22 protein-coding genes, 1 pseudogene and 1 riboswitch are annotated in these 20,486 nt (G+C 65.5%); of the genes and pseudogenes, 18 read left to right on the plus strand and 5 right to left on the minus strand.

Annotated features, from left to right (window positions below; all coding sequences use genetic code 11):
* The first annotated feature begins 98 nt into the window (after nucleotides 1–98).
* The 8 genes and pseudogenes from ACVW1C_RS37460 to ACVW1C_RS37495 form a co-directional block, all read left to right on the plus strand.
* Nucleotides 99–959, plus strand: coding sequence for a MaoC/PaaZ C-terminal domain-containing protein (locus ACVW1C_RS37460; RefSeq protein WP_456762521.1), 861 nt, complete (start codon nucleotides 99–101; stop codon nucleotides 957–959).
* Nucleotides 960–1,141: 182 nt separating this feature from the next.
* Entirely contained in the window at nucleotides 1,142–2,020 is an 879-nt protein-coding gene (locus tag ACVW1C_RS37465; RefSeq protein ID WP_456762522.1) for an SDR family oxidoreductase, read from the plus strand.
* 159 nt (nucleotides 2,021–2,179) lie between these two features.
* Nucleotides 2,180–3,139 carry a dihydrodipicolinate synthase family protein gene (locus ACVW1C_RS37470; protein ID WP_456762523.1) on the plus strand — a complete coding sequence of 320 codons (960 nt, stop codon included), beginning with the start codon at nucleotides 2,180–2,182 and terminating at the stop codon, nucleotides 3,137–3,139.
* Complete coding sequence (locus tag ACVW1C_RS37475) at nucleotides 3,139–3,936, plus strand: NUDIX hydrolase (RefSeq protein WP_456762524.1); 798 nt, start codon at nucleotides 3,139–3,141, stop codon at nucleotides 3,934–3,936. Before ACVW1C_RS37470 ends, ACVW1C_RS37475 begins: the two co-directional genes overlap by 1 nt.
* A gap of 118 nt (nucleotides 3,937–4,054) precedes the next feature.
* Nucleotides 4,055–4,999: an alpha/beta hydrolase gene (locus ACVW1C_RS37480; protein WP_456762525.1), complete on the plus strand. Its 945-nt coding sequence runs from the start codon at nucleotides 4,055–4,057 to the stop codon at nucleotides 4,997–4,999.
* Nucleotides 4,975–5,916, plus strand: a complete 942-nt coding sequence (locus tag ACVW1C_RS37485) for a DMT family transporter (RefSeq protein ID WP_456762526.1) — start codon at nucleotides 4,975–4,977, stop codon at nucleotides 5,914–5,916. The genes ACVW1C_RS37480 and ACVW1C_RS37485 overlap by 25 nt, the downstream gene beginning before the upstream one ends.
* Before the next feature lie 266 nt (nucleotides 5,917–6,182).
* On the plus strand, nucleotides 6,183–8,864 hold the full coding sequence (locus ACVW1C_RS37490) for a PAS domain S-box protein (RefSeq protein ID WP_456762527.1): 2,682 nt from the start codon (nucleotides 6,183–6,185) through the stop codon (nucleotides 8,862–8,864).
* A 163-nt stretch (nucleotides 8,865–9,027) separates the two neighbouring features.
* Nucleotides 9,028–9,228, plus strand: a pseudogene (locus ACVW1C_RS37495) (SMP-30/gluconolactonase/LRE family protein); the annotation flags it as partial.
* A 217-nt stretch (nucleotides 9,229–9,445) separates the two neighbouring features.
* Here ACVW1C_RS37495 and ACVW1C_RS37500 read toward each other — a convergent pair.
* On the minus strand, nucleotides 9,446–9,796 hold the full coding sequence (locus tag ACVW1C_RS37500; RefSeq protein ID WP_456762528.1) for a GrlR family regulatory protein: 351 nt from the start codon (nucleotides 9,794–9,796) through the stop codon (nucleotides 9,446–9,448).
* Between the two features lie 238 nt (nucleotides 9,797–10,034).
* Between ACVW1C_RS37500 and ACVW1C_RS37505 the strand changes: the two genes are divergently transcribed.
* On the plus strand, nucleotides 10,035–10,466 hold the full coding sequence (locus ACVW1C_RS37505; RefSeq protein ID WP_375789532.1) for a hypothetical protein: 432 nt from the start codon (nucleotides 10,035–10,037) through the stop codon (nucleotides 10,464–10,466).
* Nucleotides 10,467–10,481: 15 nt separating this feature from the next.
* On the opposite strand, the gene ACVW1C_RS37510 is transcribed toward ACVW1C_RS37505, so the two are convergent.
* Nucleotides 10,482–10,865 (minus strand): VOC family protein, encoded by a 384-nt coding sequence (locus ACVW1C_RS37510; protein WP_173642388.1) that lies wholly within the window; start codon nucleotides 10,863–10,865, stop codon nucleotides 10,482–10,484.
* Between the two features lie 261 nt (nucleotides 10,866–11,126).
* Here ACVW1C_RS37510 and ACVW1C_RS37515 point away from each other — a divergent pair, with 261 nt between their 5' ends.
* The gene (locus ACVW1C_RS37515) at nucleotides 11,127–11,765 is read left to right on the plus strand and encodes a hypothetical protein (RefSeq protein WP_456762529.1); all 639 of its coding nucleotides are present in this window, start codon (nucleotides 11,127–11,129) and stop codon (nucleotides 11,763–11,765) included.
* Between the two features lie 217 nt (nucleotides 11,766–11,982).
* Nucleotides 11,983–12,501, plus strand: a complete 519-nt coding sequence (locus ACVW1C_RS37520) for a hypothetical protein (protein ID WP_456762530.1) — start codon at nucleotides 11,983–11,985, stop codon at nucleotides 12,499–12,501.
* Between the two features lie 121 nt (nucleotides 12,502–12,622).
* On the opposite strand, the gene ACVW1C_RS37525 is transcribed toward ACVW1C_RS37520, so the two are convergent.
* On the minus strand, nucleotides 12,623–13,039 hold the full coding sequence (locus tag ACVW1C_RS37525) for a hypothetical protein (RefSeq protein ID WP_173642391.1): 417 nt from the start codon (nucleotides 13,037–13,039) through the stop codon (nucleotides 12,623–12,625).
* A gap of 215 nt (nucleotides 13,040–13,254) precedes the next feature.
* A riboswitch (ZMP/ZTP riboswitch) is annotated at nucleotides 13,255–13,334 on the plus strand.
* A gap of 46 nt (nucleotides 13,335–13,380) precedes the next feature.
* Between ACVW1C_RS37525 and ACVW1C_RS37530 the strand changes: the two genes are divergently transcribed.
* From ACVW1C_RS37530 to ACVW1C_RS37555, 6 genes are all read left to right on the plus strand, one after another.
* The gene (locus ACVW1C_RS37530) at nucleotides 13,381–14,214 is read left to right on the plus strand and encodes a bifunctional 5,10-methylenetetrahydrofolate dehydrogenase/5,10-methenyltetrahydrofolate cyclohydrolase (RefSeq protein ID WP_456762531.1); all 834 of its coding nucleotides are present in this window, start codon (nucleotides 13,381–13,383) and stop codon (nucleotides 14,212–14,214) included.
* Between the two features lie 151 nt (nucleotides 14,215–14,365).
* Nucleotides 14,366–14,818 (plus strand): MaoC/PaaZ C-terminal domain-containing protein, encoded by a 453-nt coding sequence (locus tag ACVW1C_RS37535; protein ID WP_456762532.1) that lies wholly within the window; start codon nucleotides 14,366–14,368, stop codon nucleotides 14,816–14,818.
* Between the two features lie 138 nt (nucleotides 14,819–14,956).
* Nucleotides 14,957–15,379 carry a zinc-ribbon domain containing protein gene (locus ACVW1C_RS37540; RefSeq protein WP_456762533.1) on the plus strand — a complete coding sequence of 141 codons (423 nt, stop codon included), beginning with the start codon at nucleotides 14,957–14,959 and terminating at the stop codon, nucleotides 15,377–15,379.
* 203 nt (nucleotides 15,380–15,582) lie between these two features.
* The gene (locus tag ACVW1C_RS37545) at nucleotides 15,583–15,876 is read left to right on the plus strand and encodes a hypothetical protein (protein WP_342728547.1); all 294 of its coding nucleotides are present in this window, start codon (nucleotides 15,583–15,585) and stop codon (nucleotides 15,874–15,876) included.
* A 136-nt stretch (nucleotides 15,877–16,012) separates the two neighbouring features.
* Entirely contained in the window at nucleotides 16,013–16,384 is a 372-nt protein-coding gene (locus ACVW1C_RS37550; protein WP_456762534.1) for a hypothetical protein, read from the plus strand.
* A gap of 103 nt (nucleotides 16,385–16,487) precedes the next feature.
* Nucleotides 16,488–16,703, plus strand: coding sequence for a hypothetical protein (locus ACVW1C_RS37555; protein WP_456762535.1), 216 nt, complete (start codon nucleotides 16,488–16,490; stop codon nucleotides 16,701–16,703).
* Between the two features lie 26 nt (nucleotides 16,704–16,729).
* Here the strand turns inward: ACVW1C_RS37555 and ACVW1C_RS37560 are convergent, their stop codons facing one another.
* Nucleotides 16,730–17,875, minus strand: a complete 1,146-nt coding sequence (locus ACVW1C_RS37560; RefSeq protein ID WP_456762536.1) for an alkane 1-monooxygenase — start codon at nucleotides 17,873–17,875, stop codon at nucleotides 16,730–16,732.
* A gap of 172 nt (nucleotides 17,876–18,047) precedes the next feature.
* Between ACVW1C_RS37560 and ACVW1C_RS37565 the strand changes: the two genes are divergently transcribed.
* Nucleotides 18,048–19,058, plus strand: a complete 1,011-nt coding sequence (locus ACVW1C_RS37565; protein WP_456762537.1) for a helix-turn-helix domain-containing protein — start codon at nucleotides 18,048–18,050, stop codon at nucleotides 19,056–19,058.
* 97 nt (nucleotides 19,059–19,155) lie between these two features.
* On the opposite strand, the gene ACVW1C_RS37570 is transcribed toward ACVW1C_RS37565, so the two are convergent.
* Nucleotides 19,156–20,010, minus strand: a complete 855-nt coding sequence (locus ACVW1C_RS37570) for a sterol desaturase family protein (protein WP_456762538.1) — start codon at nucleotides 20,008–20,010, stop codon at nucleotides 19,156–19,158.
* Between the last annotated feature and the right edge of the window lie 476 nt (nucleotides 20,011–20,486).

A 20,486-nucleotide genomic window follows, 5' to 3' on the forward strand; every position in this document is an offset into this window, starting at 1 on the left:
ACGAGTTTGCGTTTGATGCCGGTGCAGCCCTCTCCCGCAAGGGGAGAGGGCGCTTCAATAGGGCACCGTCGACAAGAGAGTTCGGGGAGAAAACAACAATGCCAATCGTGTACGAACAGCTGATGGCCCTGAAGAACCTCGGCCAGAAATACAGCTACAGCGATCGCGACGTGATGCTCTATGCCTATGGCATTGGTCTCGGCGCCGATCCGATGGACGAGAACGAGCTCGCCTTCGTCAATGAGGGCGTGCTAACGCCGCGTCCGCTCAAGGTGGTGCCGACCTTCGCGTCGGTCGCGGCTTGGGGGGCCGGTCCCGGCGAGATGAATCTGAACCGTGTGATGGTGGTCGACGGCGAGCGCGACATCACCTTCCACAAGCCGTTCGCGACGGCGGCCCACATCACCGCCGACTCGACCGTGCTCGACGTGTTCGACAAGGGCAAGGACAAGGGCGCGGTGATCCGCCACCAGACCGTGCTGAAGGACGAGAAGGGCGATAAGCTCGCCACGCTGGTCGCCTCGCGCTTCGCCCGCGGCGATGGCGGCTTCGGCGGTCCATCTGACGGCCAGCCCGAGCCGCACAAGGTGCCGGAGCGCGCGCCCGACAAGGTTGTCGACATCACGACGCGGCCCGACCAGGCGCTGATCTACCGGCTCTGCGGCGACCGCAACCCGCTGCACTCCGATCCCGCGTTCGCCAGGAAGGCCGGCTTCCCGCGGCCGATCCTGCACGGCATGTGCACCTACGGCATCACCTGCCGCGGCGTGCTGCAGACCTACGCCGATTACGATCCCACAGCCTTCAAGCAGCACGCGGCGCGGTTCTCCTCGCCGGTGTTTCCCGGCGAGACCGTGACGATGGAGTTGTGGAAAGACGGCAACGTGGTGTCGTTCGAGGCCAAGGTGAAGTCGCGCGGCGTCACCGTGATCAAGAGCGGCAAGACGGTGCTGGCGTAGCCACACGCCGAGGCCGTCGGCTCCCTCGCCCCGCTCTTGCGGGGAGAGGGTGGGTGAGGGGCTTCTCCGCGAACTGTGACAGCGGAGAGACCTGTACCCCCTCAACCGGATCGCGAGGGCGATCGACCTCTCCCCGCAAGCGGGGCGAGGTGAAGAAGAAAGAACAAAACGGAGAAACGACCATGGGATTACTCGACGGCAAGGTGGCGCTGATCACGGGCGCCGGCGGCGGACTTGGTGAAGCCTACGCGAAGCTGTTTGCGCGCGAGGGCGCAGCTGTGGTGGTCAACGACCTCGGCGGCCCGCGCGACGGTTCAGGCTCCGACAAGTCGATGGCCGACAGAGTGGTCGATGCGATCAAGGCCGAAGGCGGCCGCGCAGTCGCCAACGGCGCCGACATCTCGACCATGGCCGGCGGCCAGTCGGTGTTCGACGACGCCATCAAGCATTTCGGCCGCGCCGACATCCTGGTCAACAACGCCGGCATCCTGCTCGACGAGACCTTCCACAAGGCCAAGGAAGCCAACTGGGACAAGGTGATGAAGGTGCATCTGAAGGGCACCTTCTGCTGCACCCAGCCGGTGTTCAAATGGATGCGCGACAATGGCGGCGGCGTCATCGTCAACACGTCCTCGACCTCAGGCCTGATCGGCAATTTCGGCCAGAGCAATTACGGCGCGGCCAAGGGCGGCATCTGGGGGCTCTCCAACGTGCTGGCGATCGAGGGCCGGAAGTACAACATCCGGATCTGGACGCTGGCGCCGGGCGCCCTGACCCGCATGACCGCGGACCTGCCCCGCTACAAGGAGAATCCGAGTGCTGCGCTCGGCCCGGACGGCATCGCGCCGGCCGTGCTCTACATGGTCAGCGAATTGTCGGGCGACCAGACCGGCAAGGTTCTCGGCGTCTCGGGCCCGCGCGGCGTCCGCGAAATGCGGATGATGGAAATGGAGGGCTGGAAGCCGCCGTTTACCGGCTGGAAGGCCGAGGACATCGCCTCCCACGCCAAGGAGATCTTCTTCTCCGAGGAGCAGATCAAGATGGGCGCGCGGCGGTTCTGATGTATACCGTCATTCCGGGGCACGCGAAGCGTGAGCCCGGAATCCATAACCACGATCGGGAGTATGGATTCCCCGATGCGCCATTGCGCATCTGAGGCCTGCGCCAAGTGGCGTATCCCGGAATGACCCTGTATAGAGGCGGAGACAGATGAGGCACCCATGACCAAACTCACCGCCCAGGCCGCAGGAACCTTTGCGATCGCGCCGACCCCGTTCCACGACGACGGCCGCATCGACGAGGCATCGATCGACCGGCTGACCGATTTCTACACCGAGGTCGGCTGCGACGGCGTCACGGTGCTCGGCATCCTGGGCGAGGCGCCGAAGCTCGACGCCGCGGAGGCGGAGCAGGTCGCGCTGCGCTTCGTCAAGCGCGCCAAGAAGCTGCAGGTGATCGTCGGCGTCTCGGCGCCGGGCTTCGCCACGATGCGCTCGCTGGCGAAGAAGTCGATGGATGCGGGCGCCGCCGGCGTCATGATCGCGCCGCCGCCGCATCTGCGCACCGACGACCAGATCATCGGCTACTTTAAGCAGGCGCAGGAAGCGATCGGCGACGATATTCCCTGGGTGCTGCAGGACTATCCGCTGACGCTCACCGTGGTGTTCACGCCCGCGGTGATCCGCAAGATCGTGATGGACTCGCCGTCCTGCGTGATGCTCAAGCACGAGGACTGGCCGGGCCTCGAGAAGATCTCGACCTTGCGCAACTTCCAGAAGGACGGCTCGCTGCGGCCGCTGTCGATCCTGGTCGGCAATGGCGGCCTGTTCCTCGATTTCGAGATGGAGCGCGGCGCCGACGGCGCGATGACGGGCTATGCATTCCCCGAGCTCCTGATCGACGTCGTCAATTTGTCGAAGGCGGGCAAGCGCGATGCCGCGCATGATCTGTTCGACGCGCATCTGCCGCTGATCCGCTACGAGCAGCAGCCTGGCGTTGGCCTGACCGTGCGCAAATACGTGCTGCAAAAGCGCGGCATCATCTCCTCCAGCGCCCAGCGCAAGCCCGGTGCTGTCATCACGCCGCAGGCGAGGGCGGAGGTCGACTATCTGCTCTCCCGCGTGGCGCGCGTCGACCGTCGCGCCAATCTGCAACCGCAATCCAGTGCAGCAGGCCAGTAATGACCGAGATCGTTGCCCCGCGCCTTGCGTCGACCGTGCTGCTGCTGCGTGACGGAGCGTCGTCCGAAATTGAAGTCTTCATGATGGTCCGCCATCATCAGATCGAATTCAACTCGGGTGCGCTGGTGTTTCCGGGCGGCAGCGTCGACAAGAACGACAAGGAGATCGCCGCCGATCCCGCGCTCTATTCGGGCGGGGAAGGGCTCGACGGCGATGCGCTCGGTTTCCGCATCGCCGCGATCCGCGAAACCTTCGAGGAGAGCGGCATCCTGCTGGCGCGGCCACGGGGGTCGAAGGATCTGGTCGACGCCGGGCGTGCGAACGACATCGCGACCGCGCATCGCGCGGCGCTGAATGAAGGCAAGATCACCTTCCTCAAGGTGCTCACGGACAACGGAATGGTGCTCGCACTCGACGAGCTCGTGCCGTATGCGCACTGGATCACGCCGGAAGGCATGCCGAAGCGCTTCGATACCTGGTTCTTCCTCGCCGCCGCGCCGCCCGAGCAACTCGGCGCCCATGACGGCAAGGAATCGACCGACTCGATCTGGGTGTCGACGCGCGAGGCGCTGGAAGGCGGCGAGACCGGCCGCTTCAAGCTGCCGTTCCCGACTACGCGCAATCTGATCAGGCTCGGCAAGCAGCCGAACGTCGGCGCCGCGCTCGCCGACAGCAGGGGCAAGCCGATCGTCACCGTGATGCCCGTGATGACCAAGACCGCCACCGGCCGCCAGCTCCGGATCCCCAGGGAAGCCGGCTACGACGGCGAGGTGTTCGACGTCGGCGCGATGGGCTGAAGTCGCTCGCGCCGGCGCTGCGAAACTTCGGCGAGTATCGAAGTATCGCTACCGGAAGCTCGCTATAACCACGTCGGTCACCGCGCTGGGCCAATTGCCCGGCGCAAAAGGAGCGGACGTGCGAGCATCTTTCGAAGCGCAATTATCTGACGAAGTCCATCTGACGTTGCCCGGCAGCGACGACGCGCTGCTGCTGCGGCACTGGCCGGGCGAGGGCGACCCCGTGCTTTACGTTCACGGTGCGACGTTCCCATCGTCGCTGTCGGTCGGCTATCGCTTTGGCGGACGATCCTGGGCAGACGATCTCAATGCCGCCGGCTTCGACGTCTGGGGTTTCGATTTCATCGGCTTCGGCGGCTCGAGCAGGCCGCGGCCGATGTCGATGCCCGCGAGCGGGGTCCTGCCGCTCGGCCGTGCGCCGGAAGCCGCCAACCAGGTCGGTGCGGTGGTCGATCACATCCGCAAGGTGCGCGCCGGTGCGCCGGTTCATATCGTCGCGCATTCATGGGGCACGATGGCGGCCGGTCGTTTTGCAGCCGATCGTCCGGATGCCGTCGGTCGCCTCGTGCTGTTCGGGCCGATCGTCCGGCGGGAGCTGCAGGGGCTGCCACGACCCGAGAGCCTCGGCGCATGGCGCGAGGTCACCATCGCGGACCAGTTGAAGCGATTTGTCGAGGACGTCCCGCCATCCCATCCGCCGGTGCTGATTGAACCTGACCTCGCTGAGTGGGGGCCGGCCTATCTGGCGAGCGATGCCGGCGCGAGCAGACGCAATCCGCCGGCGGTCCGGATTCCAAACGGGCCGCAGGCCGACATCATCGGCGCGATGTCGGGACGGCTCCCCTACGACCCGCGCCGCGTCGAGGCGCCGACGCTGATCGTCCGCGGTGAATGGGACAACCTTTGCCAGGATGCCGACGCCGCCTGGCTGACACATGCGCTGGGCGGGTCGCAGAAGGCCGATGTCGTCGTGCCGAGCGCTACGCATTTGATGCATCTTGAACACGGGCGGGAAGGCTTGTTTGCGGCAACCACCGCTTGGCTCGCAGGGAGCGCGTCCTGAGCGGCCCCGCGACCGGCGACGTGCGCCAGCCCCCTATAGGCTTCGAGCTGGCTTTGCTGCTCGCGCTCGCCACCCTCTGGGGTGGCTCCTACACCTTCATCAAGCTCGGGATTGCGACCATTCCGCCGATCACGTTGATCGCGGCGCGGACCGCGATCGCGGGGCTCTTGCTGCTCGTCATCATGCGGATGCGCGGCGTGACGGTGCCGACGGATGGCCCGACCTGGGGCCGTTTCATCTTCCAGGCCTGCGTCAACAGCGTGATCCCGTGGACGCTGATCGCCTGGGGCGAACGCTTCGTCGATGCCGGCCTCGCCACCATCCTCAATTCGGCCTCGCCGATCTTCACCTTCCTGTTCACAGCCGCGATCACCCGCCATGAGGCCGCGAGCACGCGCAAGCTGTTCGGGGTGATTGCCGGCATGGCCGGCATCTGCCTGATCGTCGGCGTCGATGCGTTCCGCGATATCGGGGAGGGCATCGTGGCCGAGGTCGCGATCGTCGCCGCCACCATCTGCTACGCCTGCGCCGCGATCTTCAGCCGCGGCTTCGAGGGGCTCGATCCGATGGCGCCGGCCGCGGGCTCGCTGATCGCGGGCGCGGCGGTCCTGATTCCGCTCAGCCTCGCCGTCGAACGGCCCTGGACGCTGACGCCATCGACCAGCTCGCTGCTCGCCTTGCTGGCGCTTGCGGTGTTCTCGACCGCGATCGCCTTCGTGATCTACTTCCGCCTGATCCAGACACTGGGGTCGGTCGGCACCACCGCGCAGGCCTATCTGCGGGTGCCGATCGGGGTTGCGCTCAGCGTCGCCTTTCTGGGCGAACGGCTGAGCCCGACGGCGTGGATCGGGCTCGCCTGCGTCGTGATCGGCGTCGCCGCGATGACGATCCCGGCACGAAGGACCACCACGGCCTGAGGTCATCGCCGCGATGGCGATCCCGGAGCGGAGGACCGCCGCGGCTGATGTGCTGTCTCCCGAAACCGGCCGCCGGCTGGATGTCCCCGGATGTATCAAGGAGGCCGGCATCCTGCCGGCCGAGGCCTGACCTCACCCTGTGCCGGAATCGGCCACCGGGCGGGTGACACGGGTCACACCGCCGGCCGGCGAGGGACTTCAGCATGTTTCCCCAAAGCCCGTAATTTCCCTTATATTGGGGCGCATTGGACCCCGGCCTTGATGACATGACCGCTGAATTGCCGCCGAATTCGCAAGCGCCGCGTGCGTTCTCCCTCTCCATTGGCCAGCTCACGTTCGGCAGCTTCCTGCTGGTGCTGGCTGTGATCATCATCACGTCCACAGCCAGCGTGATCGCGATCCGGCACATCGATACGACCTTCGCCGAGCTGCAGCGGCTGCAAAGCGTCGGCGACATCGCCGAGGATATCGATCGTCGCACCAACGAGCTGCGGCTGGCGGCGCGGGACTTCGTCACCGAGCCCGGCAACCAGTCGGCGCAGGTCGCAGAGGCAGCCCAGTCGCTGAGCGAAATCCTGAAGAAGACCCGGATCGAGCTGGCGCCCGAGCAGCAGGACATGATCGACGGCGTCACCCAGCGGCTGGCGACCTATCGCAGCGGGATCGAGCGTATCTCGGCGCTGCTCAGCCGCCGTGCCGAGATCGTCGTCGGACTGCCGGCGCTGCGCGACGCGTTCGACAAGGCGGTCGCCGCGAGCAACGATGCGGCGCTGGCCAACACGCTGCTGCAGGCGCAGAGCCGCATTGCCACCGCGCTGTTGGCGCACAACACGTCGGCCGCCGAGCAGGCCGCGCAAAGCATGCGGGCGATGACCATCGCCGAACCCGCCCTGCGCGGCGCGGTCGACAATTATGCCGAGGCGATCAGCGCGATTTCGGTGCGCGAGGGCCAGATCGCCGACATCGACCGCGAGGTGCTTGGCGCCGAAGGCCGCCTGATCCAGAAGGTCACCGAGCTGTTGCGCGAGCTCAGCTCGCGCCGCGGCCATGTGCTGGCGCGCGATTTCGCGCGCACGCTGTCGGAGGCAAAATGGCAGAGCATCGTGCTCGGCACGGCGGGGGTGCTGATCGGCCTGTTCGCTTCGGTGCTGGTGGTTCGCCGCACCGTTCGCCCGCTCGCCCGGATCGCCGGATCGATCCGCAAGGTCGCGGGCGGTGAAAAGAGCGCGTTCATTCCGGGTGCCGATCTCGACAACGAGATCGGCGACATCGCGCGCGCCGCCGAAGTGTTCCGCCAGACCCTGGTCGACGCCGACAGCGCGCGCGAGGCGGCACTGCGCGCGCTTGCCGAGCAGCGGCTCGCCGAGGAGAGCTACCACAAGCTGTTCGAGGCGTCCGTCGACGGCATTTACGTCACGACGCCGGGCGGCGCGCTGCTCAATGCCAATCCGGCGCTGGCGCGGATGATGGGCTATGCCACGCCGCAGGACCTGATCAACGGCATCGGCGACATCGCCTCCACCGTCTATGTCGATCCGGCGGCACGGGAGCAGTACCAGCAGCTGATGCTGCGCGACGGCACGGTGCGCGACTACGAGTATCAGGTGCGCTCGCGCGACGGCACCGTGCTGTGGCTGTCCGATTCCGCGACCGTCGTGCGCAACGACGAGGGCGAGGTGATCCGCTACGAGGGCACGGTGCGCGACATCACCGACCAGAAGCGCGCCGAGGACGCCATCGCCGAAGGCCGCCGGCTGTTGCAGATGGTCATCGACACGGTGCCCGCCGTCATCAACGTCAAGGACCGCAATCTGCGCTACGTGCTGATGAACCGCTACATGGCAGGCATCTTCGGCATCGAGCCGCAGGACGCGATCGGCCAGACCACCGGCGAGCTGATGTCGCGCTACGGCGCGGCCAAGACCGATGAAAACGACAAGCGGGTCCTGTCGGCACGCCGCGAGCTCGGCTTCTACGAGGAGGAGTACAAGGACGTCGCCGGCAACATGCGGCAATGGCTGGTCAACAAGCTGCCGATCCTCGATGCCCAGGGCGACATCGAGAACATCGTCACGGTCGCGCTCGACATCGGCGAGCGCAAGCGCTCTGAACAGGAGATGCGTAAGGCGAGGGATTCCGCGGAGGCGGCGCTGCGCAATCTGCGGGAAACCCAGAATTCGCTGATCGAGGCCGAGAAGCTCGCAGCGCTCGGCCGCCTGGTCGCCGGCGTCGCCCATGAGGTCAACAATCCCGTCGGCATCAGCCTCACCGTGGCCTCGGCGCTGGAGCGCAAGACCGCGAACTTCGCGACCCAGGTCGAGCGCGGCGACCTGCGCCGCTCGAGCCTCAACGACTTCCTGAACACGGCGCGGGATGCCTCCTCGCAGCTGGTCGCCAATCTGAACCGCGCCGCCGAGCTGATCCAGTCGTTCAAGCAGGTCGCCGCCGACCGCAATTATTCGGACCAGCGCACCTTCGATCTCGGCGATCTCACCGAGCAGGTGGTGATGAGTCTGCGGCCTGGCCTGCGCAAGCACAATCTGACGCTCAACGTCGATTGCGAGCCGAACCTGATCATGAATTCCTATCCGGGGCCGTATGGCCAGGTGCTGACCAATTTGTTCCTCAACGCGGTCGCGCATGCGTTCCCGAACGGCAAGGCCGGCGAGGTCGAGATCCAGGTGCACGCCTCCGGCAACGACTATGTCGAGGTGGTCTTCGCCGACAATGGCTGCGGCATGAGCCTCGACGTGCGCCGCCGCGCCTTCGATCCGTTCTTCACGACGCGGCGCGACCAGGGCGGCACCGGGCTCGGCCTGCACATCGTCTACAGCATCGTCACCACGCGCCTCGGCGGCCGGCTCTCGCTCGATTCCGCGCCGGGCAACGGCACCCGCATTCAGATGATCCTGCCGCGCGTCGCACCGCTGGAGCAGGCGGCGGAGTAAATGAGCGATGAGTGGGTGGCGCCAGCTTTAGCTCCGTCATCCCCGCGCAAAGGCGAAGCCTTTGTCGCTGAGGTGCGAGCCTCTTCGGCGAGCCTCGAAGGACCGATGGCCACCGCCGGGCCGTGCATCCTTCGAGGCTCGCTCCGCTCGCACCTCAGGATGACGGGTTGGGCAGCTCAAGGGCAGGCCCGAGGATATCGACGGCGTCATGGTGTTCGGCCCGCAGGGCAAGCCGCTCGGCTTCATCCGCCTGCCGGGGCGCTGCGAGAACCTGACCTTCGGCGGACCCAACAACAACCGCCTCTACATGGCGTCATGCCATTCGATCTACGCGCTCTATGTCGAGGCACACGGCGCGACGTGAGACGGCGTTTCCAACGGCATCATTGCGAGGAGCGGTGGCGACGAAGCAATCCATCTCTCCGCTAGCGGCCCGCTGGATTGCTTCGCTTCGCCATCCTGAGGAGCCGTGAAGCGGCGTCTCGAGGGATGCACGGCCCGACTGGTGGCCGTCGACCCTTCGAGACGCGCGCAAGGGCGCGCTCCTCAGGGTGACGGATCTAGCAGCGAGTCTCGAAGAGCTAATCGATATCCGCGAGCTTGTGCAGCGTGGCGCCGAAGATCAGGCTCGCCTTGCCGACCAGCGCGGTTCCACTCATGGTGCCGCGGGTGTCGGTGAAGGTGCCGGAGACGCCGATGCCGACCGGCGCGGGCCCGCCGAACAATGGGTTGTCGGTCTCGCGTGGCGTGGTGTGGCGCTGCACGAGGACCTCGCCCTTGAACGCGTCGCCCTTCACCGTGTAGCTGCCGGTGTAATAGAGATAGGCATCGCCGCCGAGAATTTGCCCGTCGCGGAAAAGAATCACTCCGCTGCCCTTGCCGACGCGTCCGTCCAGCAGGGTCACGTGGATTGAGTACAGCCCGTTCTTCATGACGTCCCATGGTCCGGCTGCCGCGCCCGCAGCAATCCAGATTGGTTTTTTATGCCAAAGCGAGCAACCTCGTGCAATGAGGCAGGTTGATTCCGGGGGTATCCGGAGTGACCGTGAACCCTCGGTTCCTGCCAGGCGGTGTGACGGCGCGATGACAGCGGACCGTGCGCGCGAATCGAACTGGCCCGCGAAATGCATAGCTCTGATTGCACTGGCCGGTGAGTGCTGGAGCAAACACATGTCGGACTGGATTGAATCGGGCGGCCGTTTGGCGCGCCCTCGCAATGCCAATGGAACTTGGGCCCGTCGTGCGGGCCGTGTGATGGTGTCTCTCGGGCTGATGATGCTGGTGTTGGCGGCGGCCGTACAAATCGCGCGGGCGCGCGATCCCGACGGCCGCTACGCCAATTCGCCCCTCAAGGAATGGTTCGACGGTCTGCGCAGCGGCAAGGGACCGTGCTGCTCGGACGCCGACGGCAGCGCGGTCAGCGACGTCGATTGGGAATCGAAGGACGGGCACTACCGCGTGCGCCTCGATGGGGCCTGGGTCGATGTTCCCGACGAGGCCGTGGTCACCGAGCCCAACCGGGTCGGCCGCGCGATGGTCTGGCCGATCAAGAGCTACATGGGCGTGACGATCCGCTGCTTCATGCCCGGCAGCATGACGTAGCGGATCGGTCGTCGCTCACGCGTATTTCTGGTCGCGCTCGAGCAGTTCGATCGAGATGCCCTGCGGGCCGCGGATGAAGCAGATCCGCACGCCGGGGCGGATCGTGGTCGGCTCCTTGGTGAACTCGACACCCTTGGCCTTGATCTCGGCCGCGACCGCGTCGATGTCCTTCACGGTCAGGCCGAAATGATCGAGCCCCTGATACGGCGTCACCGGAGGGGCGTTGACGCCGTCGCCTTGCGTGACCTCCGCGATGAACACCTTGGCGCCGCCGAGCTGGACGTCGATGCGGCCGGGGCCGCGGATGATCTCGCCGCCGAGAATGTCGCGCAGCCAGGTCGCGGTGGCCTCGGGATCGGGACTGCGCAGATGAACGTGATCCCAGGTGACGACGGGCATTGCGATCTCCTTGTTGTTCTCGCGCGCGCTTGGGCGCGCAGCACTCGCTCTCTGCCGGCGCAAATCTAGCGAGCGGTCCGTTGGGATACCATCCCTCCATGATGCCAGCCGCAAGATTGTCGTCCCGGAATGAAACCATTCCGGCCGTCGGTGATTGATCTCGCGTGGCCGCTCGACCTGTGGCCGTGGCGCATGCTGCGATGCCTGCGGCTTCTGTGCTAGGTGGCGGCTTGATCGGGCGTCGAGGATGAGGGCACGACGATGCGGATCGGCTTGGCGTCGTTTCGAAGGTTTGCCGCCGGACGTCTCGGTGAGGGCGGCCTTTACGCCAGCCTGCTGGTGTCGGTGATCGTGGTCGCCGGAATTGCGGCGTGGTTCATGCTCCCCGAGCCGAGCGATGCCGGAAACCAGGATGTCTGGCCGGCGTCTTCCGCCGTCATCCGCACCGCGCAGGATGCATCGACCGGGGCGCAGCCTGCCCAAATCACAAATCAAGCCGCGAAGGATGCCCCGGCCGCGCCGGCGAGCGAACCGGCCACGGTCGGCGTGGCGACCGCCGCGCAGCCGGCCGAGGCCGCCAAAGCATCCGAGGCGGGTACTGAAAGATCGCCGCTGGACGGGCTGCGGATCGCCTCGCAATCCTGGCGGCGCGGCGGGCTGGGTTCGAAGGTGCTGGTCACCCTGACGCTGCGCAATGCCAATGATTTCGCGGTGAAGGATATCGAGATCGCCTGCGCCTTCGTCCGCGGCGACGGTAGCCCCGTGACCGAACGCAAGCGGCTGATCCCGGACACCATCGCCATGAAGAGCCGCAAGACCTACCCGCGGATGCTGATCGGGTTCGTAAATGTTAACGCAAACAAGGCGAAATGCACGGTCGTGACCGCCAGCCGCGCCTAAACCCAGCATCCCGAAAAAGTGACCAGGAAGTGACTTGTCGGGTGAACCGTAACGGCCGGGCAGGAACTAACTAATAAGCCGACCGTTAGAGAACGACCCGGGAGCGCGGATGGCGTCTGTCCGGGTGATCATGCGCAGACGATGAATTCGTTGCGCGATGAGAAGATGTCATCGCGTCGAGTTGAACCGCGCCCGTAGCGCGGGGGGAGCTACCAAAATGCCTGTGGCGCGTTATTTCCTGTTCGTTGGTGGCGTGCTGCTTGCGCTGCTCTTCGTCGTCAATGCCATCATTCCGCAGGAGGCCGTGGTCGCCAGCCAGGGCCTGTCGTCGCCCGCCGTCGACAGCAAGACCATGGTACGCATCAAGTCGACCCAGAAATTGCCGGAGCGGGTGGTGTACGACACCAACCTGCCGACCATCGTTCCGTCGCAGGTGAACGCGGTCGCCGCAGCGAACCCGGCGGCTGCCAGCGATGCGTCGGCGCAGGCCCGCGTCCGTGACACGTTCGCCCAGTTCATTCCGCCGGAGAAGGCTGACGCGCGCAAGGGGCCGGTCGTGGCCGAGGCGAAGCCGGCCGAGCAGCCGGTGCAGGCGCCGAAGAAGCGCAAGATCGCGCGCAGCCATACCCATTCCCAGCAGCCGATGCGGCTGGCCCAGCCCGGCATGTATCAGCCCTACCGTGTCGCGCAGCAGCAGCCGCGCATGGGCTTCTTCGGCGGTTTCGGTACCTGGTAGACAAGGACACGCCGCAACCGGCAATCGATGCGCCGCCGCAAACACTTGCGGCGGCATTTTCTTGTCTGCGATGCCAGCCGGGTAACCGGTTGGCGGCCGCTGCCCGGGTGGCCCGAAGTGGTTAGCGCGGCAGGCGCGGAATCTTGTCGGCGAAGCCGTTGTAGCAGGTCAGCCGCTCGTCCTCTTCCTTGACGAACCGGCATTCGGCGACGCCCTTGGCAGGGGCGGCCTTCGGCTTGGGCTGCGGCTTGAAAATCTCATCATAGCACATCAGCCGCTCCTTGGTGGCGTCGTCGATATCCTGGCAGGCCTGGAGCTTCTGCGCGACCGATTGCGGCTTGCCGGGCGCTGCGGCCTTCTCGCCCTTCTTGGCCGCCGACTTCTTGCCGACCTGGACCAGCGGCTTGTCGCCGACCATCGGCTGCGAGGCCGCCGCCGGCTTGTCGGCGGCGGGAGGTGGCGTGGTGGCTGGAGCGGTGCCTTGAGCAAGCGCGGCAGCCGGGCAGAGGAGCGCCAGCGCGAGGATGATATGTCTCATGGTGAAAATGTCCGAAGTGGCGTGATGACCGGAAGGATGGCGCCGGGGATCGGAAAAGTCCGGCAAGCGCCGAGGCTTATCGCAAGTTCTGCCCGAATCCTACCCCGGAGGGGGCCCGCCCGGCACCGATCCACCGGCAAAAGCAGGAGCAATTCGTCGCCGGTTCGGCCGCAAGCGAGCGTGATTTGCGTTTGCCAGGCCGGGCGGCTATGACGGCGCATCTGCGCGACTGGCGCTTGGATGGACCACCATCGGGGAGCGCAGAGACTGAACGCCGCGCGCCTGGGCACCGCTTCGAAACGGAGGTGCCATGACGGCGAACATTCTTGATGGGCATGCACATGCCCAAATTGTCATCGACAAGGTTGCGAGCGAACTGGACCGGCTGCCCCCGCGCGCCCGGCCTCACCGTCGTGCTGGTTGGCTGTGACCCGGCGAGCCATATCTACGTACAGAGCAAGGTCAGGATGGCCGAGCGGCTTGGCCTGCGCGGCGAGGTCGAACGCCTGCCGGATGACGCCAGCGAGGCCGATCTGCTTGCCAGGATCGACGCGCTCAACGCGCGCGACGATATCGACGGCATCCTGATCCAGCTGCCGCTGCCGGCGCATATCGACGCCTTGCGCGTGATGGCGGCGGTCGATCCTGCCAAGGACGTCGACGGCCTGCACGCGCTGAATGCAGGCCGGCTGTTTCACGGCGACGATGCCTTGGTGCCGTGCACGCCGCTCGGCTGTCTCCGGCTGATCAAGTCGATCCGGCCAGATCTCACCGGCGCTCATGCCGTGGTGATCGGCAGCTCCAACATCGTGGGCAAGCCGATGGCCGCGCTGTTGCTGCAGGAGCAGGCGACCGTGACGCAGACCCACATCCACACCCGCGGCATCAGCAAGATCTGCCGCCAGGCCGATATCCTGGTCAGCGCGGTGGGGAAGGCTGGCCTCGTGCGCGGCGACTGGATCAAGCCGCAGGCCATCGTCATCGACGTCGGCACCACGCGCGTCGAGAAGCCGGAAGGCGGCTACGCGGTGCGCGGCGACGTCTTCTTCGACGAAGCGGTGCAGGTCGCCGGCGCGATCACGCCGGTGCCGCGCGGCGTCGGCCCGATGACGATCGCCTGCCTGATGGAGAACACGGTGAAGGCCGCGAAGGCGAGGGCGGCGCGGCTGCAATAGCCGCGGGGGCTTGCAGCGCGACGCGAGCGGCCGGCGTCGCGCGCGCGTCTCTTCTTTGCGCGCGCAGTACGGTGCGCGAAGAACTTGACCCCGGAGGTCATGGAAAGCCCGCAGCATTGGTCTATCGTCGCGCGACAGACGGAGGCGCGCGTTGCTTTATGCGGAAGATCTCACCGAGGGCCAGACATTCCAGCTCGCCACCTACACGATCGGCGAAGCCGAGATCCTGGAGTTCGCCGGCAAATATGATCCGGTGCCGATCCATACCGATCCCGTCGCGGCTGCGGCGGGCCCGTTCGGCGGCCTGATCGCGAGCGGCTTCAACACCATTGCGATCTATCAGCGGCTCGTCGTGGACGCGATCTGGACCAAGGTGGCGGGTATCGTCGGGCGGAGCTTCGAGATCCGCTTGCCGAGCCCGGTTCGCCCGGGAGCCACGCTCACCGGCCAATCCCAGATCCAGAAGATTACCATCAGGCCGGAGCGGCGCGACGCCGTCGTGATCTTCAAGACCGAGCTCGTCAACGACGAGCAGCGTCCGGTTCTTGTCCTGGTTCTCGATGCGCTGATCCACATGCGGCCGGCGGAGCAGGGGCGGACGTAAACCTCCGCCCGGATCGATCTGGCCGCCCGGCGATGCTGCGGCTACCATGGTAAGCGCCAAAGCGTATCAATGACTTCGTCTTGATATGGCCGGGCTGCCGGGCGGCAAGTTCGTCGGTGCAAGACGGATGGTATGAGCGTGAAGCGCAGCAAGCAGACGCGGGGCGAGATCGAAGCCAAGCAGCGCAAGGTCGAGGAATGGCGTCGCACGCTGACGCAACGCGCAGCCGAACGGCAGCGCTTGCGCGACTACAAGATCGCGCTGGCGTGCGACGAGGTCCCCGTGGTCACGAGCCAGCTCGCGCCCACGAACAGTTATTCGATTCCTGATTTCGTCGAACGCGGAACCTATCGGCCCGAGCCTTTCGTCTGCAAGGATTGCGGTGTTGCCGAGGTCTGGACGCCGTTGCAGCAGAAATGGTGGTACGAGACCGCCAAGGGCGACGTGTTCACCAAGGCCGTGCGCTGTCGGGCCTGCCGCACCAGGGCGCGCGCACGCAAGTCCGCCGCGCGCCGCGTGCATCTGGAAGGGCTCGCCAGAAAGAAGCCTTCCGCCTCGTAGAGAGCGGGTGCACCCGACGTCGCGCCACACTTCACATAGCGATGGATGTGGAACCCGCACGCACGCGGTCAATGCATCGCGCGTGCGGAACGTTTCGTTGCCAGATCGGTTCGAGACTTCGGAGCCCCCGGCGAGGGGTGCGGGCGGGGAGGAACCAGCCAGGGAAACATCCAAAGGCCGGAACCAACAAGCAGGAGCAGCGGATGAAGCTTAATTCCACGCAAGTCAAGCAGACCATGACGCAACTGAACGCGCAGGTGCTTCCGGATGATCATCCGGCGGTGGCGCAGCTGAACAGCGTGTTCGGCGAGCACACATTCTTCGTCGACACCACCGGGCTCAAGGTGCTCGAACCCGCCCAGACCTCCGACATGCCGGGGCAGACCGGCGAGGTGGTGAGCCTTGCCGAGTGGAGCGATCCGGAGCTGACGTCGCTGCGGCCGCACGAGCCCGAACCGACCGGCGTGCTCATCACGCTTGAACCCAGCAAGCACTAGGAGTGTTTTCGTAATCGGCCTTCTTGATGCTGACAGTCTCCAATGTCACATCAAGAGGTGCCGAAAGTCACATGGCAAATCAGCGTCGCCCGCGTATGCATCGGTTCGAGATGGGGTACCAGGCGGTGAGGGCCAGATGGGGATCGTGCGGCGCTGGAGCTCTGACGAGGACGAGAAGCTCAGAGAACTCGCCAGGGCCGGTAAGAACGCTCTCGAGATCAGCAACGAACTGACTCGCAGCGCTTCGGCCGTGCGCCGGCGCGCCGAGGTGCTGTCGGTCCTCATCATGGCCAAGGCGTTTCGCGCGCGTCCCTCGCATGTCGCCACCCATCTCGAGCGGGTCGCAATTGACGCGATCCGAAATCGCCGGCCGTTTCCCGCGGGTGTCGGCCCGAGCACCATTGCCGGAATGATCGAGAAGGGCTGGATCCTACCGGAGATGGGACGGAAATATCGCGTCACCGGCGCCGGCGTGGAGGCTGTCCGCCGGAAGATCCCGAGCGGGTGAAAACCGGCGGCGGCAAGAATCTCCGCCCGGGATGCGCTTGCGCCGTTGAGGGAGGGAGCCCGACCTCGGTCTCATCGACGGCGATCACGGCCTGCGCGGTGCGATGCAGGATCAGCTGCTGGTGCGCTACTACGCTAGCGTCATCGTACATCCCGACATCCACTCCCAAGCCTGTCCGGATACGACGCTGCTTTGGAAGGCGCTGAAGGAATTCGAAGCACCTGGCTTTGATACGTTCGAATTCATCAGGCAGTATCCGTCGGTGAACGGCTCGTTCCTCGGCATCGGCGCGATGAAGCGGCGGTCCGTCGCGATCTAGCACCGGAAGCCGGGCGACATCCGCAATCACGAACTTGCCGGCCGCTCGCCCAGATTGAGCTTGCTCTTGTCGCCGCCGGCCCACGCCAGCGTCTTGGGGTCCATCACGCGGAACCAGAGCGGCGGGATCGCAGCCAGGCCGAACATGCCGGTGTAGCCGTTCGGCAGCCGCGGGATATCGTCGAAATCGCGCAGCGACTGGTAGGGGCGCATCGGGTTGGCGTGGTGATCGGAATGACGTTGCAGATGGAACGTCATCAGGTTCGAGACGATGTGGTTGGTGTTCCAGGAGTGGCGCGGCTCGACCGCCTGGTAGCGGCCGTTCGGCAGCTTCTCGCGCAGCAATCCATAGTGCTCGACGTAGTTGGCCTGGGTCAGCGCGTACCAGCCGAGGAAATGGTGCGCGACGATGAATGGCGCGACCTTCCAGCCGAACAGCGCAATCAGAATGGCCGCGACGACGAGCGTCAGCGCAAAGCCCTGCAGGATCTCGTTGTTGACCGACCAGACCGGCTCGCCGCGCCGGGTCAGCCGTTCGGCCTCATTGCGCCAGCCGCGCTTGAACGCGCCCGGCAGTTCACGCGTCGCGAAGGCATAGATCGATTCACCGAATCGCGCGCTGGCGGGATCCTCCGGCGTCGCGACCCAGGTGTGATGGCCGCGATTGTGCTCGACGCGGAAATGGGCGTAGCCCACCGCGCAGTTAGCGAGCATGCCGAAGAAGATGTTGAGCCGGTCAGCCTTGTGGCCGAGCTCGTGCCCGATCAACAGCGCGCCGCCATTGATGGTGCCGACGCCGAGCAGCAAAGCGACGTAGGACCACCACGGCAGCTCCTGCGTGCCGAAGAAGGCGATCAGGGCAACGTAGTTGATCCATGGAAACACCACGGTGATACGCGCCAGCCGCAGATAATAGGGATCGGCCTCCATCGCGGCGACCACTTCCGCCGGCGGATTGTGGGTGTCCTCACCGAACAGGACATCGAGCAGCGGGATCAGGATGAAGATGAAGACGAAGGGAATCAGCGTCACCAGCGGATTGTGCGTCCGCAGGAAGAGCCAGTAGGACAGTAGAGGGATCAGCGGCGGGATGAACGAGAGCATCCACAGATAGCGCTTGCCGTCCCGGTAGGTGATCGTTTCGCCAGCGGCATTGGTGCCCGTGAAGATCATCGCATTCCCCTCCCAGCATCTCTTTTCGAGGCGGCGTTCGCCGTTGTTATGCTGAGGATGCCGCGAGGCGGGCCTGCGCCGCCAGTTCCCAATGGGCCAATTTTGTGGCATTTTGCGCCAAGCCGGTTCCACCGGGTGTGTTCGGCTGCTCGCGAGGGAGGGCGCCAAGGCAATGCAGGGGTCGGAGGCCGATGCCCTTCGCACGCCGGTGTCCGTGAGCTATGCGCGGGCGCTGGTGCGGGCGTTCGGCAAGACGCGGGGCGAACGCGACGAGCTGCTGCAGGGCACTGCAATCCAGCAGGACGTGCTCGACCAGCCCGGCGCTCACATGCCGGTGTCGTCGCTGGTGATCCTCGCCGCCAACATCACCCACCGACATGGCGAACTGTGGCCGTTGTCGGCCGCGGCGGTTTGGTCGACGTCGCTGCAGGGGGCGCTCGACGTTGCGACCAGGACGGCGCCGACCATCGCGGATGCGCTCAACACCGGCGCGCGCTTCGGTTCGACCCGCGCGCCCTTCATCCGCAACCGGCTGCGCACAACGCCGCGCTCGATCCAGATTGAAATCTCTCCTGCAGTGGCGATGGATGGCGCGCTGTGGCGCGCCGTTGCGCTGGCGGTCAGCCTCAATGTGCACGCGGTCTATGCGCAGCTGCTCGAGGATGCGATCGACCAGGCGACGTTGCAGTTTCCCTGGCCGCCGCCTGCGGGCGCGGAGCGGCTGATGCAACATTATTCCTGCGCCGTGAGGTTCAATGCCGCCGCCTTCATCTTCGACGTGCCGAAGGCGTTGTGCGCGCGGCCTTCGCCGTTTGCCGATCCGGAATTGCACGCCAAGGCGATCGAAGCGCTAGAGGAGATCGAGAGGCCGCGCTCGGACACCGCGGCACTGGCGCGGATCGTCGAGAGCCTGATTGCGGCGCGGCTGCCGCAGCGGCTCGGTGAGGAGGAGGCCGCGCGCCTCGTCGGCACCTCGCGGCGGACGTTGGTGCGGCGGCTGGCGGAGGCGGGCTGCGCCTTCCGGCCGCTGCTCGACGGCGTGCTGCGCGAGCGTGCCCGGACAATGCTCGCGACGGGCGCCCAATCGCGCGACGAGATGGCGGCCGCGCTCGGCTACACCGACGCCACGAGCTTCAGCCGCGCCTGCCGCCGCTGGTTCGGCGAGAAGGGTTTGCGCAGCTAAAGCGCGATGAGAACAGGTTGAATCGTCATCGCGCTTTAGCTCCTTGTTTGAGCATGATCTTTTCGGAAAACCGCTTCGCACTTTTCCGGATCATGCTTTAGCTCAGCGGCGCGCTCTGGCGCGGCTGTGCAGGCGCTCCACCTTGCGACAGAGGTTGGACGCCGGACGGATCGTCGCGCTTGCGCTTGGAGGTCCACGCGACAAACGGGTAGGCCAGAAGCGCCAGATAGCTGGAGGGCATTGGATGATCGACGCCGAATGCCTTCGGATACTGCCCCTTCGGAAGGTAGGCGCTCCCGAACAGCACATCGTAGAACGAGAACAGCCCGGCGAAGTTCTTGTCCCTGGCTGCCGTCTCGCTGCTGTGGTGCCAATGATGAAATTCCGGCGACACCAGGACGTGGCGCAGCGGTCCATAGTTCAGGCGGACATTGGCGTGAACCAGCCAGGCCTGCCAGTAGTAGACGAGCAGGTAGGTCCCGATCGCTTCGGTGGAGAAGCCGAGCGCGTAAAGCGGAAACAGCGCGCCGGCCTTCATGAACATCACGTCGAGCGGATGCTGGTGAATCGCGGCGAGCCAATCCAGTTCCTCGACCGCGTGATGAACGGAATGGATCTGCCACATGGCGGGCACGACGTGCAGGATGCGGTGCGTCCAGTAGACGCCGAGGTCGGCGATCAGGATCACAAGGGGCACCTGAATCAGATAGGGAAGATCGCCGATCGTCTGCGTCACTGCCGCAGGCAGGATCGATTGATTGACCAGAATGGCCGCCGTCATGATGGCGAGCACGCCGGCGAGCACCAGCCCCCCGTTGATGAACAGGAAGGCCATGTCGGTCAGCAGGCCATGCCTTAAAATCTTCTGAGGCCTCGCGGCGAACAGTCGCTCGAAAGGCACGAAGACCAAAACCGCCAGCAAAAGCTGAGTCAGTCCAAATAAATCGCGCATTGAAAATGGCCGCCTGAAATGGCGGTAGCCTATCATCTCGGCTCCCAACAGCGTCAATAGGAAGGAAAGCCCAAGCTGAAGGAGCGTTAATCGGCCCGGTTCGCATCAACTCAAAAAGTCGATTGAGCTCGCTCAACCGCAACTTGGTACCGGCCTGCATGTCGGCCGCAAACTGGCGGGCGACCTCCCGCCGGATCTCGATCGGCTTTCGGGGCTTTCGTCGATAGTTGCGGGTCGGCGAAAGTTGTTGTGGCTCGCCACAAGACCAGCCGTGCCGGACCTATCTGCCGGTCAGTGCATGAAAGCCACGATCAGCGCAATCGTGACCAAGACGTATGTGCTGGTAACGGTAATGCCCAGGTATAAGCGCTCCATAACGGCCTCGCTGCCTTTCAAGGTGAGGTGCAGCCCTCTCGTTGTTCATCGTAGCGCTTGCTGCGCACCGAGAACTTGGTATTTCGACTTACGGGGGCTCT

The organism is Bradyrhizobium sp. USDA 4011 (assembly GCF_054063415.1).

Excerpts from the sequence above, each read along its gene's own strand:
- ACVW1C_RS37460 (WP_456762521.1), top strand. The coding sequence starts at position 99 with ATGCCAATCGTGTACGAACAGCTGATGGCCCTGAAGAACCTCGGCCAG.
- ACVW1C_RS37465 (WP_456762522.1), top strand. The coding sequence starts at position 1,142 with ATGGGATTACTCGACGGCAAGGTGGCGCTGATCACGGGCGCCGGCGGC.
- ACVW1C_RS37470 (WP_456762523.1), top strand. The coding sequence starts at position 2,180 with ATGACCAAACTCACCGCCCAGGCCGCAGGAACCTTTGCGATCGCGCCG.
- ACVW1C_RS37475 (WP_456762524.1), top strand. The coding sequence starts at position 3,139 with ATGACCGAGATCGTTGCCCCGCGCCTTGCGTCGACCGTGCTGCTGCTG.
- ACVW1C_RS37490 (WP_456762527.1), top strand. The coding sequence starts at position 6,183 with ATGACCGCTGAATTGCCGCCGAATTCGCAAGCGCCGCGTGCGTTCTCC.
- ACVW1C_RS37500 (WP_456762528.1), bottom strand. The coding sequence starts at position 9,796 with ATGAAGAACGGGCTGTACTCAATCCACGTGACCCTGCTGGACGGACGC.
- ACVW1C_RS37505 (WP_375789532.1), top strand. The coding sequence starts at position 10,035 with ATGTCGGACTGGATTGAATCGGGCGGCCGTTTGGCGCGCCCTCGCAAT.
- ACVW1C_RS37510 (WP_173642388.1), bottom strand. The coding sequence starts at position 10,865 with ATGCCCGTCGTCACCTGGGATCACGTTCATCTGCGCAGTCCCGATCCC.
- ACVW1C_RS37515 (WP_456762529.1), top strand. The coding sequence starts at position 11,127 with ATGCGGATCGGCTTGGCGTCGTTTCGAAGGTTTGCCGCCGGACGTCTC.
- ACVW1C_RS37520 (WP_456762530.1), top strand. The coding sequence starts at position 11,983 with ATGCCTGTGGCGCGTTATTTCCTGTTCGTTGGTGGCGTGCTGCTTGCG.
- ACVW1C_RS37525 (WP_173642391.1), bottom strand. The coding sequence starts at position 13,039 with ATGAGACATATCATCCTCGCGCTGGCGCTCCTCTGCCCGGCTGCCGCG.
- ACVW1C_RS37530 (WP_456762531.1), top strand. The coding sequence starts at position 13,381 with ATGCCCAAATTGTCATCGACAAGGTTGCGAGCGAACTGGACCGGCTGC.
- ACVW1C_RS37545 (WP_342728547.1), top strand. The coding sequence starts at position 15,583 with ATGAAGCTTAATTCCACGCAAGTCAAGCAGACCATGACGCAACTGAAC.
- ACVW1C_RS37550 (WP_456762534.1), top strand. The coding sequence starts at position 16,013 with ATGGGGATCGTGCGGCGCTGGAGCTCTGACGAGGACGAGAAGCTCAGA.
- ACVW1C_RS37555 (WP_456762535.1), top strand. The coding sequence starts at position 16,488 with ATGCAGGATCAGCTGCTGGTGCGCTACTACGCTAGCGTCATCGTACAT.
- ACVW1C_RS37560 (WP_456762536.1), bottom strand. The coding sequence starts at position 17,875 with ATGATCTTCACGGGCACCAATGCCGCTGGCGAAACGATCACCTACCGG.
- ACVW1C_RS37565 (WP_456762537.1), top strand. The coding sequence starts at position 18,048 with ATGCAGGGGTCGGAGGCCGATGCCCTTCGCACGCCGGTGTCCGTGAGC.
- ACVW1C_RS37570 (WP_456762538.1), bottom strand. The coding sequence starts at position 20,010 with ATGCGCGATTTATTTGGACTGACTCAGCTTTTGCTGGCGGTTTTGGTC.